This window comes from Kribbella sp. NBC_00482 (genome assembly GCF_036013725.1).
In the GTDB taxonomy this organism is placed as follows: domain Bacteria; phylum Actinomycetota; class Actinomycetes; order Propionibacteriales; family Kribbellaceae; genus Kribbella.
The window spans coordinates 109,831-121,411 of sequence record NZ_CP107881.1; the positions used below are offsets into that span (position 1 = coordinate 109,831).

The 11,581-nt window shown below is 69.6% G+C and carries 13 protein-coding genes; 5 read left to right on the forward strand and 8 right to left on the reverse strand.

Features of this window, described 5'->3' with window-relative positions:
* Positions 1 to 19 precede the first annotated feature (19 nt).
* Both OHB24_RS00550 and OHB24_RS00555 read right to left on the reverse strand, forming a co-directional pair.
* A complete protein-coding gene (locus tag OHB24_RS00550; protein ID WP_327636907.1) occupies positions 20 to 1,048 on the reverse strand; it encodes a FecCD family ABC transporter permease in 1,029 nt (342 codons plus the stop codon).
* Positions 1,045 to 2,061, reverse strand: a complete 1,017-nt coding sequence (locus tag OHB24_RS00555) for a FecCD family ABC transporter permease (protein ID WP_327636908.1) — start codon at positions 2,059 to 2,061, stop codon at positions 1,045 to 1,047. The genes OHB24_RS00550 and OHB24_RS00555 overlap by 4 nt, the downstream gene beginning before the upstream one ends.
* 63 nt (positions 2,062 to 2,124) lie before the next feature.
* Between OHB24_RS00555 and OHB24_RS00560 the strand changes: the two genes are divergently transcribed.
* Positions 2,125 to 3,114 carry an ABC transporter substrate-binding protein gene (locus OHB24_RS00560; protein ID WP_327636909.1) on the forward strand — a complete coding sequence of 330 codons (990 nt, stop codon included), beginning with the start codon at positions 2,125 to 2,127 and terminating at the stop codon, positions 3,112 to 3,114.
* On the opposite strand, the gene OHB24_RS00565 is transcribed toward OHB24_RS00560, so the two are convergent.
* Positions 3,115 to 3,750 (reverse strand): hypothetical protein, encoded by a 636-nt coding sequence (locus OHB24_RS00565; protein WP_327636910.1) that lies wholly within the window; start codon positions 3,748 to 3,750, stop codon positions 3,115 to 3,117.
* Between the two features lie 118 nt (positions 3,751 to 3,868).
* Between OHB24_RS00565 and OHB24_RS00570 the strand changes: the two genes are divergently transcribed.
* Positions 3,869 to 4,513 carry a hypothetical protein gene (locus OHB24_RS00570; RefSeq protein WP_327636911.1) on the forward strand — a complete coding sequence of 215 codons (645 nt, stop codon included), beginning with the start codon at positions 3,869 to 3,871 and terminating at the stop codon, positions 4,511 to 4,513.
* Here the strand turns inward: OHB24_RS00570 and OHB24_RS00575 are convergent.
* The 5 genes from OHB24_RS00575 to folP are packed head-to-tail and all read right to left on the reverse strand — an operon-like array spanning position 4,510 to position 8,312.
* Positions 4,510 to 5,442, reverse strand: a complete 933-nt coding sequence (locus OHB24_RS00575) for an alpha/beta hydrolase (RefSeq protein WP_327636912.1) — start codon at positions 5,440 to 5,442, stop codon at positions 4,510 to 4,512. The two genes, OHB24_RS00570 and OHB24_RS00575, sit on opposite strands and share 4 nt — an antisense overlap.
* Positions 5,443 to 5,474: 32 nt before the next feature.
* Positions 5,475 to 6,074 carry a TetR/AcrR family transcriptional regulator gene (locus OHB24_RS00580; RefSeq protein WP_327636913.1) on the reverse strand — a complete coding sequence of 200 codons (600 nt, stop codon included), beginning with the start codon at positions 6,072 to 6,074 and terminating at the stop codon, positions 5,475 to 5,477.
* A 13-nt stretch (positions 6,075 to 6,087) separates the two neighbouring features.
* Positions 6,088 to 6,771 carry a class III extradiol dioxygenase subunit B-like domain-containing protein gene (locus OHB24_RS00585; RefSeq protein WP_327636914.1) on the reverse strand — a complete coding sequence of 228 codons (684 nt, stop codon included), beginning with the start codon at positions 6,769 to 6,771 and terminating at the stop codon, positions 6,088 to 6,090.
* 3 nt (positions 6,772 to 6,774) lie between these two features.
* Positions 6,775 to 7,500 (reverse strand): pyrimidine reductase family protein, encoded by a 726-nt coding sequence (locus tag OHB24_RS00590; RefSeq protein ID WP_327636915.1) that lies wholly within the window; start codon positions 7,498 to 7,500, stop codon positions 6,775 to 6,777.
* Positions 7,500 to 8,312: a dihydropteroate synthase gene (gene folP, locus OHB24_RS00595; protein ID WP_327640998.1), complete on the reverse strand. Its 813-nt coding sequence runs from the start codon at positions 8,310 to 8,312 to the stop codon at positions 7,500 to 7,502. Before folP ends, OHB24_RS00590 begins: the two co-directional genes overlap by 1 nt.
* A 241-nt stretch (positions 8,313 to 8,553) precedes the next feature.
* Between folP and OHB24_RS00600 the strand changes: the two genes are divergently transcribed.
* The 3 genes from OHB24_RS00600 to OHB24_RS00610 are packed head-to-tail and all read left to right on the forward strand — an operon-like array spanning position 8,554 to position 11,578.
* On the forward strand, positions 8,554 to 9,870 hold the full coding sequence (locus tag OHB24_RS00600; protein ID WP_327636916.1) for an L-fuconate dehydratase: 1,317 nt from the start codon (positions 8,554 to 8,556) through the stop codon (positions 9,868 to 9,870).
* Entirely contained in the window at positions 9,867 to 10,616 is a 750-nt protein-coding gene (locus tag OHB24_RS00605) for an SDR family NAD(P)-dependent oxidoreductase (RefSeq protein ID WP_327636917.1), read from the forward strand. The genes OHB24_RS00600 and OHB24_RS00605 overlap by 4 nt, the downstream gene beginning before the upstream one ends.
* The gene (locus OHB24_RS00610; RefSeq protein WP_327636918.1) at positions 10,616 to 11,578 is read left to right on the forward strand and encodes an aldo/keto reductase; all 963 of its coding nucleotides are present in this window, start codon (positions 10,616 to 10,618) and stop codon (positions 11,576 to 11,578) included. The genes OHB24_RS00605 and OHB24_RS00610 overlap by 1 nt, the downstream gene beginning before the upstream one ends.
* The last annotated feature ends 3 nt before the right edge of the window (positions 11,579 to 11,581 follow it).

An 11,581-nucleotide genomic window follows, 5' to 3' on the forward strand; every position in this document is an offset into this window, starting at 1 on the left:
TTCGGATGGCGGCCACTTATCAGCGTCCCTTCTGCTGGCGGCCGATGAGGTGAAGTAGGTACGGCGCTCCGCAGACAGCCGTGAGCACTCCGACAGGTAACTCGTACGGACCGACCTGCGCCCACTGCAACCCGTTCCGCGCCAGCAGGTCAGCCAGTACGACGAACAGCGCGCCCAGCATCGCAGTGGTCAGCAACGGCGGTCGCTCCATCCGGGTCAGGCGCAGCGCGACCTGTGGCGCCACCAAGGCGACGAACGCGATCGGACCGGCTCCCGCGGTGGCCATCGCAGCCAGCACCGTTGCGATCACCAGCAGCACCAGCCGGATCCGCGCCACCCTGACGCCGAGCGACGACGCCACGTCGTCACCGAGCACCAGCGCGGACAGGTCCCGGTTGAACATCATTGCTACCGGCAACAGCAGCACGACGGCGATCAAGACCGGGATCGCATCACTCCAGGCCCGGGCGTTCAACGAGCCCGCCAGCCAAGCGGCCGCCCTGCCCGCGTCGTTGACGTCGCCGATCACCAGCAGCCAGGCGACCAGCGAGTTCGCCGCGGCCGCGATCCCGACGCCGATCAGCACCACCTTGCCCGCGTCCACCACACCGCGCTGGATCGACAGCGCACCGACGATCAGCGTGGCCAGCAGCCCGCCGAGGACCGCGGCCAACGGGATCCCGACCTTCGCCGCGACACCCGAGATGTTGCCGCCGCCGGTGCCCGCGAGCACGATCACCGCGACGGCGCCCGCGGACGCACCGGAGTTCACGCCGACGATGTCCGGGCTGGCGAGCGGGTTGCGCGACAGCGTCTGCAGCAGCGCGCCGGACACGGCGAACGCGATGCCGACGAGCAGACCGGTCGCGACTCGCGGCAGGCGCAGTTCCAGCACGACGAGCCTGGTGCCGCGACGGCCGCCGCCGAGGAGCACTTCGACCACGTCCGCGAGCGGGAGTTTCGTCGTACCGACGCTCAAGGAGACCAGCGCGACGACGATCGCGAGGGCCGCGAACACGACGCTGAGAGCAACCGTCCGCGATCTCATAGGGCCACCGCGCGGCGACGTACGACGAGAACGAACATCGGGGCGCCGACGATGCCGAGGACAACCCCCGCCTGCACCTCGCCCGCGCCGCCGACGAGCCGGCCGACGAGATCCGCGAGTACCAGAGCGGTCGCGCCGATGACGCCCGCGGCCGGGATCAACCAGGTGTTGCGGGCGCCGAACAGACGACGCGCGACGTGGCCGGACAGCAAGCCCAGGAACCCGATCGGCCCGCAGGCCGCGACACCGGCCGCGGTCAGCAGACCGATCGCGCCCAGACCGAGCAGCCTGGCCCGACGGATCGACAGCCCGAGGCCTGCGGCCACATCGTCGCCCAAGGCAAGCATGTCGAGATCACGAGCGTTGACCGCGGCGAGTAGCAAGCCGACCACCGCGAAGGGCAGGACCTGGCCTGCGACATCCATTCCGCGGCCGGCAACGGACCCGACCGCCCAGAACCGGTAGCTGTCCAAGGTGTCCGCGTCGAGGAGCACGATGGCCGACGTCAGAGCACCGAGGAGCGCCGCGACGGCCGCGCCCGTGAGCGCCAGGCCGACCGGAGTCGATCCGGTGCCCCGCGACGCCAGCTGCTGTACGGCGAAGGTCGCGATCAACGCGCCCAGCAAGGCGACCCAGACCGTCGACGAGACGGACTCGACCACGCCGAGCTGGAGCCCGAGGACGACCGCGAACGCCGCGCCGGAACTCACACCGAAGATGCCGGGCTCGGCCAGCGCGTTGCGGGTGTGCCCCTGCATCAACGTCCCGGCGATCCCCAGACAGAGCCCGATCAGGACCGCGACGACCGTCCGCGGAAACCGCAGGCTGCGCACGATCACATCCGGATCTGAGCCGGTGTTCGCGGTCAGCGCATGCCACACCGCGCCCGGCCCCAGCCAGCGCGAGCCGAGCGCAAGGCTGGCCGCGAACGCGAGCACCAGGACGACCACCAGGACGAGGAGTACGGCGGCACGGCGTACCGATCGACTCGCAGTGGGAGCGGCGGAGCACATATGGTTAGGTTTGCCTTACTTCTGAGGTCGTGAGTCACCTTATCCCGTTGCTTGGAGACACCTGTGCGCCTGCCCCGCATCACCGCTCTGCTCGCTGTCGCGGCCCTCGCCCTGTCGGCCTGCGGGTCCTCGGACCCCGGCGGTTCCGGCGATTCCGGCGATTCGGCCGGCGCCGCGAGCGCCGGGTACCCGCGGACGATCGAGCACGCGATGGGCAAGACCGAGATCAAGGCCAAGCCGAAGCGGGTGGTCGCGCTCGACACCAGCTACGTGGACGCGACCCTGGTCCTGGACACCCCGGTCGTCGGGTACACCGACTACCGCACGATCAACGGGAAGCTGCCGGACTACCTCGGCGACGACCGGACCACGTTCGGCGCCGAGGCCCAGTCGGTCGGCACCCTCGCCGAGCCGAACCTGGAGAAGATCGCCGCGCTGGACCCGGACCTGATCATCAGCGCGAAGGTCCGGCACGAGAAGCTGTACGACCAGCTGTCCGCGATCGCGCCGACGATCATGTCCGAGACCACCGGGGCGACCTGGAAGGACAACATCCGGCTCGAGGCGAAGGCGGTCGGTGCGGAGGATCTGGCCGAGAAGGAGATCTCGTCGTACGAGCAGGCCGCGAAGACGGTCGGCGCCGCGATCAACGCCAAGGCCGGTGACCCGACCATCTCCGTCGTGCGATTCGTCGACGGCCCGACCCGGCTGTACCAGAACGCGAGCTACTCCGGGATCGTGCTGAAGGACGCCGGCCTCAAGCGGCCGAAGTCGCAGGACGTCGCCGACTTCGCGCTCGAGATCAGCCCGGAACGGATCAAGGACGCGGACGCCGACGCGATCTTCGTGGCGACGTACGCCGACGACAAGGGCCTGAGCAAGAAGACCGAGGCCCAGTTCAAGGCCAACCCGCTCTGGAAGCCGCTGGCCGCCAAGGTCCACGACGTCCCCGACCTCACCTGGATGACCGCCGTCGGCCTCCAGGGCGCCTGGTCCATCCTCACCGACCTCGCCAAGACCTTCGACGTACCGGAACCTGTGAAGCCCGCGTGATCAGCTCACCTTGAAGTCCTCGGTCTTCGTGCCCTTGGCGCCGGCCTCGGTCACGACCGACACCGTCAGGTGATAGACGCCCCGGACCTGCAGTGAGTCGCTGGACATGGTGAAGCTGTCTCCGCAGGACCCGCTCCGCACGGTTTTGATGACGCCGGATCCGCGTTTGAGTACCCAGGTCGGATAGCAGCCGGTGGCAGGATAGTGACCGGTCTCGTCCAGCACCTGGGCCCTGGTGGTCGGCAGCGCGCCGGCGCGGTACTCGCCCGGTCCGATCTTGCCGTAGCTGCCCATCTGGATGGTGATGGCCAGCGTGCCGGGCGACAGGGTCTGCGGTGTGCTCGAGCTCCCGGGATCGGTGATCTGAGCGGTCGGTGCCTCCGTCACGGTCTCGGTGACCGTGCTGGTGGCGGTGGTGGTCGCGGTCGCGGTGGTGGTCGACAGGACGGTGGTCTGCGGCGGGGCCGGATTGATGGCGGCCGGTAGTACGTCGGCCTGCCCGAGGACGACGGTGAGGACGCCGCCGACCAACGTGCAGGCGGCGGACAGGATCGTGATGAACGCCGGGTGCCGGTGCCACGCGTACTGCTTCTTGTCCGGGTCGTCGACAGGCGTGTCTGACTTGCTCTGGTGCACGGTGGTTCCCCCCACGGTGACATGTCCGATGGCCCCCCGGCCACGTGTGATCGCTCAACGATGTACCAAAACGTCGAGCACGTCCACTGCGGAGAGTGACCGCATTTAGGGTTGGCCTATGACGGCTCTCGTGCGGTGGCATGTTGGTCCGTGGACCACTCGGGGGACGCGGGTCGGTGAAGAGCCGGTGCCGGGGCGACGGCGGACGAACGACGAGTTGAACTTCGATGTCGTCGGGCTGGCGCGGATTCTCGGGCGGCGGTTGTCGGGGCGGGACGAGCTGCAGGTGCGGCTGTGGCAGAACGAGCTGCGGCCGACGCACACGCGCCAGTGCGGGGTGCACACGCTGGCGGATCCATCGAATGCCCAGCTTCTGCACGACACCGCCCAGGAAGCTCTTGCCTGGTTGGGCGAGCGCGCGCCGAGCGGCTACGAGTTCGTCCTCACGGACGCGGTCGAGCTACGTCCACTCCACGACCTGTCCGCGGCGGTGGTCGCCGTAGACGCGGTGGTCGAGCTGGCCGACGTACCGCTGCCTGCAGCTCGTCTGGCAACAGCACATGTACGTCGGTCTGTTTCGGGTGACTGGTACGCCGGGGACGCGGTCTGCAACTGGTCCGGGCCACACACCACGTCCGACGAAGCAGTAGCCGCCGTACGCCGTGCCCGTCAGGAGTTAGTACAGCAACTACGCACCGCGGGACGTGACGACCTCGCCGACACCGCGCCCCGGTGGACAGACGTACCACTCGAGTCCGACTAACCGCTGGTTTCCGGAAGTTTTTCGGCGCCTGGTGACTGTTTCTTTCCGGAAAGCGCCAGGTGGTGGGTGAGGAAGGTGAGCTCCGTCTCGACGACCTGTTCGTGGGCGTCGAGGAAGGGGGCGTAGTGGTTGCCGGGGACCTGGAGTACGTCGGCGTTCGGGGTGTTGGCGGCGGCCTTGAGAGTCGGTGCTGCTAGAGCAGACCGGTCGTCCTCGCAGACGACGTACAGGATCGGGCAGCGGACCTGCGACGCGTACTTCGCAGGGCGGTAGAGCGCTGCGGGGAAGACGGAACGGGCTGCGATCGCCTGTTGCCATTCGGGGTAGCGGTTGCCGGGGTTGAGGGTCGCGTTGCTGAGCTGGGCGTCAGGGGTGTTGAGCAGCGCCACCGTCCCAGGTGGGCCGGCGAGATCCACCAGGCGAGGCTGACGGCCGAGGAGGCTGCCCGCCAGGTCGAGCAGGCTTCGGCCGATCAGACGGAGCGCGCTGCCGGGCGTCTGGTAGCGCGAGGCGTTGCGGGTCACGGTCGGGCCGTCGACGTTGGCCGACTGGGCGATCGCCGCCGAGATACCGAGGTCCTCCGCGGCGAGCTGCACGATGTATCCGCCGGGTAGCGAGAACGCCCAGATCGCCACGCGTTCGACGCCCGGGAGCGTCTTGGCATGAGCGATCGCGGCGCGCCAGTCGGCCAGTTGGTCGGACACGCGCGCGACCTGCCGCGGTGCGCCCTCGCTCTCGCCGAGGTTGCGGTAGTCGAAGGCCAGTACGCCGAATCCGGCCGCGGCGAACCGCTCCGCGAACCGGTCCGTCCCCGGCTCCTTCGTGACCCCGAAGCCGCCGGTCATCACCACGCACCCGCCGTTGGTCCCCGGGTAGTGCCAGGCCGCGCACGCGACGCCGCCACTCGTGAAGCTCACCTTCTCGCGCATACCGAAAGTGAACCACGCGGTTCGCAAAACGTCTAGGCTCGTTCTTCGCGCTCCAGGGCCCGCAGCAGGGCCGCGAATCCGGCCTCGATCCCGGCCGCGTCGCCGCTCGTCCGCCACTCGATCAGGAACCCGCGCAAGGTCGCCAGGATCAGCTCCGCGACCTCGGTCTTGCGCTGCTCCTCCCAGGCGTCCGGGCACAGCGACAGCAACGCCGGCAGGTACTGGCGCGACGCCGACCGCGCGAGGTCGGCGTACCTCCCGGCGTCGTACATCGCGAGCCCGATCGCCTGGTCCAGCACCCCCGATTCGACGCCGATCAGGGTCGGCCACATCGACCGCACCCGGTCCGCCAGCGGCCGGTCCGGTCCCGCGCCGGCGGCCTCCATTGCGCGGGTGATGCGGCGTTCGCGCAGTTGCAGAACTGCCTGCGTGAGCAGGTCCTCAGGTCCGTCGAAGTGGTACAGCAGCACCTTGTGCGTCGTACCGGCCGCGCGCGCCGCCCGCCGGAGCGAGAAGTCGACCAGCCCGTTCACCCCGAGCTCGTCCGCCACCTTGTCCAGCAGTTCGCGCCGCCGCGCCTCACCCCGCGGCGACTTCGCCGACCGCCGATACCCCGTACGTTCCTCAGTCACCCAGCCAGTATCTCTAGGTGAAGCTGGCGACGAGGTAGCCGACGCCGTACGGCGCTGCTTCGTAGGTCAGATCGCCGGACAGCGACGTACGTTCGAGGGCTCCGGCAAGGACCTGCCACGGGGCTCGGCCGGCGGCCTGTAGCTCACCGGCCAGGTCGGGGTCGAGGGCCTTGAGTACGTCGAGATCTCTGTGACGCAAGGCGTTTGCGACGGTGGTGTCGAAGATCTCCGCGCGTGGATGGAGGTGTACGGGTGAGTGTTCGCTGCGGCGGGCCGAGCCGTCGCCCATCACCAGCAGGCCGACGCGGTCGTTGCTGTCAGCAATCTCTCGTCCGAGTTGTACGCACGCATCCGGCGGGGTGTCGGCCATCACCGCTCGGTAGGTGCGCGGCAGTTGCGCGGCCTTCGTCTGCTCGAGCAGCCAGCCGCCGATCGCCAGCGACAACGGGAGGACCGCCGGACCCGAACCGAACCGCACGCCGGGCGCACCATAAGCGCCGAACGACCCGCCCGCCTCGGATTCATAGGTAGCCGGAAAACCGGAGCCGATCACCACGAGGTGATCCGCAGTGGCGAGTGATTCGACGGCCGCAAGGCAGGCGGCGCGGAGGTCGTCGAGCTCGGGGGCGGCGCCGGTCGCGACCTCGGGTACGAGGAGTGGCGGATGCGGGCAGACCGCGGCGGCAACGACAGGCACGACTCAGGCCTCCCGGAGGTAGCGGAAGAAGAGGTAGTCGTCCTCCGCGGACAGCGCCGATCCGAGCTTCATCTGCCGAGTCAGAGTCGACGGGGTCCCGGCGGTGATCCGCATGGCTCCCGGTCCCGCCAGCAGCGGCGCCAGCGCGAGACACAGCTCGTCGACCAGATCGGCCGCGGTCAACGCGCCGAGCAAATGCGGCCCGCCCTCGGACAGGATCTGCGTCATCCCGCGCGCGGCGAACTCGTCCACGACCGCCTGCAGGTCGACAGTCACCTCCCCCAGCACGAGCACCTCGGCGACCTCCGCCAGCGCTTCCCGGCGGTCCTCCGGGGAGCTCGCATGCGTGACGACGATCGGCCGTACGGCGGACTTGAACACCGGATTCACCGGACTCAGCTCGAGCCGCGACGACACGATCGCAAGCGTCGGGTTCTCGGCGAGCCCGGCCGCCGTACGCCATTCGCGCGCCTTCGCCGACAGCTTGAGCGGGCTGTAGCCCTCGTCGCGGATCGTCCCCGCGCCGACCAGGACGACGTCCGCCAACCGCCGGATTACGCTGAAAATCCGGCTGTCGGAGTCACTCGACAGCGCCTTCGACTGGCCGTCGATCTCGACCGCACCGTCCAGGCTGCTCACGAAGTTGGCCCGCAGGTGCGGCACCGCTCGGTCGGCGACCTCGTAGGCCGCGATCAGTTCCTCGTCGCTCAGATCGTCCAGGCGGCGCATCAGGCGAGGCTCCTTCGGGTTCCGGCGGGCTGCGCGGTGCCGCGCAGTACGGCGATGAAGTCGAGGGCCTGCCGCGCGGCCGGTACGTCGTGCACGCGGAACACGCGGGCGCCCAACCAGGCCGAGACGGTGAGCGCCGCAAGGGTGCCGTTGCCGCGCTGCCCCGGCGGCAGTTCGAGGGTCTCGCCGATGAAGTCCTTGTTCGACACCGCGACCAGGACCGGCCAGCCGGTGGCGGCGAGCTCGTCGAGGCGGCGGGTCAGCTCCAGCGACTGCAACGTGTTCTTGCCGAAGTCGTGCGTCGGGTCGATCAGGATCCCGTCCGGCCGGACGCCCGCCGCGAGCGCGCGATCCGCGAGGGCGGTGGTCGTGCGGATCACGTCCGCGACCACGTCGTCGTACGCCATCCGGTGCGGATCGGTGCGTGGTGAGAGTCCGCCGACGTGACTGCAGACCAGGCCGGTGCCGGCCTCGGCGGCGGCGTTCACCAGGTCGGGATCGGCGCCGGCCCAGGTGTCGTTGATCAGGTCGGCTCCGGCCTCCGCGACCTGCCGGGCGACACCGCTTCTGTACGTGTCGACGCTGATCACCAGATCCGGATGGCGGGCGCGGATCGCGGCCACGAAGTCCACGGTCCGGCGGAGCTCCTCGGTCTCGCTGACCGGTTCGCCGTACCCGGCCTTCACGCCGCCGATGTCGACCAGGTCCGCGCCCTCGGCGACGGCCTTGTCGATCGCCGCGAACGCCGCGTCGGTCGCGTACGTCGCGCCGCGGTCGAAGAACGAGTCCGGCGTCCGGTTGACGATCGCCATCAGCGCGAATTCGCCCGGCCCGAAGGACCGGTTGCCGAGCCGCAGCACTCCGTCGCTCGTGGTCACGCGACCGACTGTACGGGGGCGGACCGCTACGCAGGCACAACCCCCGCTCGCGGGCCGATACGGGGCGGAAACCGGGGTTCTGCCTGCGTGGCCGTTCGGGTTTACCTACCGCGCGAGCCCCATATCCTATAGGATCCGTCCCGACAGTCCGCCCACGCAGCAGATCGGGTCCTCGATGCCACGATTCACCGAGTTCGAGACGTACGACGTCCGTTTCCCCACGTCGCTGGACCTGGACGGCTCCGACGCGATGAACACCGACCCGGACTACTCCGCGGCGTACGTGATCCTGCGGACCAACGCCGGCGACGGGCTCGAGGGGCACGGGTTCGCGTTCACGATCGGCCGTGGCAACGACATCCAGACGACCGCGATCGAGGCGCTCCGCGACTATGTCCTCGGGCTCGACCTGGACGCCACGCTGAACGACCTCGGCCGGTTCTGGAAGTCGCTCGTGCACGACTCTCAGCTGCGCTGGCTGGGCCCCGAGAAGGGCGTCATGCACATGGCGATCGGCGCGGTCGTCAACGCGGTGTGGGACCTGGCCGCCAAGCGCGCCGGCGTACCGCTTTGGAAGCTGCTGTCGGACCTGACCCCGGAGCAGATCGTCGACCTGGTCGACTTCCGGTACCTCACCGACGCGCTGACGCGGGACGACGCGCTGGACATCCTGCGTAAGGCCGAGGCCGGTCGCGCCGAGCGGGAAGCGGTGCTGCGGGAGCGCGGCTACCCGGCGTACACGACAACCCCCGGCTGGCTCGGGTACGACGACGCCAAGCTGGTCCGGCTGTGCCACGAGGCGATCGCCGAGGGGTTCACGCAGATCAAGCTCAAGGTCGGCGCGAACCTGGACGACGACATCCGCCGCATGCAACTGGCCCGCGAGGCCGTCGGCCCGGACATCCGGATCGCGGTCGACGCGAACCAGCGCTGGGACGTCGCCGAGGCGATCACCTGGATCGAGGCCCTCAAGCCGTACGACGTCTGGTGGGTGGAGGAACCGACCAGCCCGGACGACATCCTCGGGCACGCCGCCATCGCGAAGGCGATCGCGCCGATCCGGGTCGCGACCGGTGAGCACGTGCAGAACCGGATCGTGTTCAAACAGATGCTCCAGGCCGAGGCGCTGTCCGTCCTGCAGCTCGACTCGGCCCGGGTCGCGGGCGTCAACGAGAACGTCGCGAACCTGCTGCTGGCGGCCAAGTTCGGCGTGCCGGTGTGCCCGCACGCGGGCGGGGTAGGACTGTGTGAGCTGGTCCAGCACCTGTCGATGTTCGACTACGTCGCGGTGAGCGGTTCGCTGGACGACCGGGTGATCGAGTTCGTGGACCACCTGCACGAGCACTTCCTGGACCCGGTGGTGATCCGGGACGGGCACTACGTGGCACCGGTACGGCCCGGGTTCGGCGCCGAGATGGACGCGGAGACGCTGACCGACTTCCGGTTCCCGGGTGGCAAGATCTGGACCGACCTGAACAAGGAGAAGAAGTGACTGATTTCGCCGGCCTCCGCGCGGTTGTCACCGGAGGCGCCTCGGGGATCGGGCTCGCGGCCGCCCAGCTGCTCGCCTCCCGGGGTGCGCAGGTGGTCGTGTTCGACCTGAAGCCGGAGGTCCCCGAGCCGCTGACCGGGATCGCCGCGGACGTCACCGACGACGGCTCGGTGCGGGACGCGGTCGCCGCGGCCGCGCTGCAGCTCGGTGGGATCGACATCGTGGTGAACAACGCCGGCATCGGCGCGCAGGGCAATGTGACCGCGAACGACGACGACGAATGGCACCGCGTGCTGGACGTGAACGTCGTCGGGATCGCGCGCGTGACCCGGGCCGCGCTGCCGCACCTGCGGAAGTCGGACGCGGCCGCGATCGTCAACACCTGCTCGATCGCCGCGACCGCCGGCCTGCCGAACCGGGCGCTCTACTCGGCGAGCAAGGGCGCCGTCCTGGCGCTGACAATGGCGATGGCCGCCGACCACGTGCGGGAAGGGATCCGGGTGAACTGCGTGAATCCTGGTACGGCGGACACTCCGTGGGTCGGACGTCTGCTCGATGTCGCGGCGGACCCGGCCGCGGAGCGTGCGGCCCTCGAGGCACGCCAGCCGATGGGCCGGCTGGTGTCGGCGGACGAGGTCGCCCAGGCGATCGCGTACCTGGCCAGCCCGCTGTCCGGATCCACCACGGGTACGGCGGTGGCGGTCGACGGCGGGATGCAGAACCTGCGGATTCCGGCGGCCCGCTGATGAGGCTCTTTCCGGAGGGTCAGCGCGTCGGCCTCGGCGGCGCCCCGTTGGGCAGTCTGCTCGGCGAGGTGACCGACGCAGAGGCGGTCGAGACCGTGAACGCGGCCTGGGACGAGGGCTGGCGGTACTTCGACACCGCCCCGCACTACGGACTCGGACTGGCCGAGGAACGGCTGGCTCCGGGGCTGGCCGGGAAGCCGCGCTCGGAGTACGTCCTGTCGTCCAAGGTCGGACGGATCATCTACGAGGCGGACGCCGACGCACCTGACGACGAAGGGTTCGCGGTGAACACGCGGCGGCGCCGGCGCTGGGACTTCTCGCGGGACGGCGTACTGCGGAGCATCGAGGACTCGTTGCAGCGGATCGGGACCGATCGGCTGGACGTGGTGTACGTGCACGACCCGGACGATCACTTCGAGGAGGCGGTCGCGACCGCGTTCCCGACGCTGATCGAGTTGCGGGAGCAGGGCGTGATCGGCGCGATCGGGTCCGGGATGAACCAGTCGGCGATGCTGACCCGGTTCGTGCGGGAGCTCGACATCGACGTGATCATGCTGGCCGGACGCTACACGTTGATCGATCCGGACGGTCTGGACGACGTACTGCCGGCCTGCCTGGACAACGACGTGCAGGTCGTTGCCGTGGGCATCTTCAACTCGGGGCTGATGTCGCAGCCGCGGCCCGCGGCGGGGACCACGTTCAACTACGAGCCGGCGGCGCAGACGCTGATCGACAAGGCCAACAAGCTCGCGGACGTATGCGAGTCGCATGGCACCACGCTTCCGGCAGCGGCTCTTGCGTTCCCGTTGGCGCACCCTGCGGTCGCCGGGATCGCTGTCGGCTGTCGCACCGCGGACGAGGTCCACACCAACGCCGCCCTCGCACGCACCGAGGTCCCCACGGCCGTCTGGTCAGACCTGAAGTCAGCCGGCCTACTACGCGAGGACGCACCTACCCCATAGGCC

Coding starts and splice junctions, on each gene's coding strand:
- OHB24_RS00570 (WP_327636911.1), top strand. CDS start 3,869: ATGACGGCTCTCGTGCGGTGGCATGTTGGTCCGTGGACCACTCGGGGG.
- folP (WP_327640998.1), bottom strand. CDS start 8,312: ATGGCGATCGTCAACCGGACGCCGGACTCGTTCTTCGACCGCGGCGCG.
- OHB24_RS00590 (WP_327636915.1), bottom strand. CDS start 7,500: ATGCGCCGCCTGGACGATCTGAGCGACGAGGAACTGATCGCGGCCTAC.
- OHB24_RS00575 (WP_327636912.1), bottom strand. CDS start 5,442: ATGCGCGAGAAGGTGAGCTTCACGAGTGGCGGCGTCGCGTGCGCGGCC.
- OHB24_RS00555 (WP_327636908.1), bottom strand. CDS start 2,061: ATGTGCTCCGCCGCTCCCACTGCGAGTCGATCGGTACGCCGTGCCGCC.
- OHB24_RS00600 (WP_327636916.1), top strand. CDS start 8,554: ATGCCACGATTCACCGAGTTCGAGACGTACGACGTCCGTTTCCCCACG.
- OHB24_RS00610 (WP_327636918.1), top strand. CDS start 10,616: ATGAGGCTCTTTCCGGAGGGTCAGCGCGTCGGCCTCGGCGGCGCCCCG.
- OHB24_RS00550 (WP_327636907.1), bottom strand. CDS start 1,048: ATGAGATCGCGGACGGTTGCTCTCAGCGTCGTGTTCGCGGCCCTCGCG.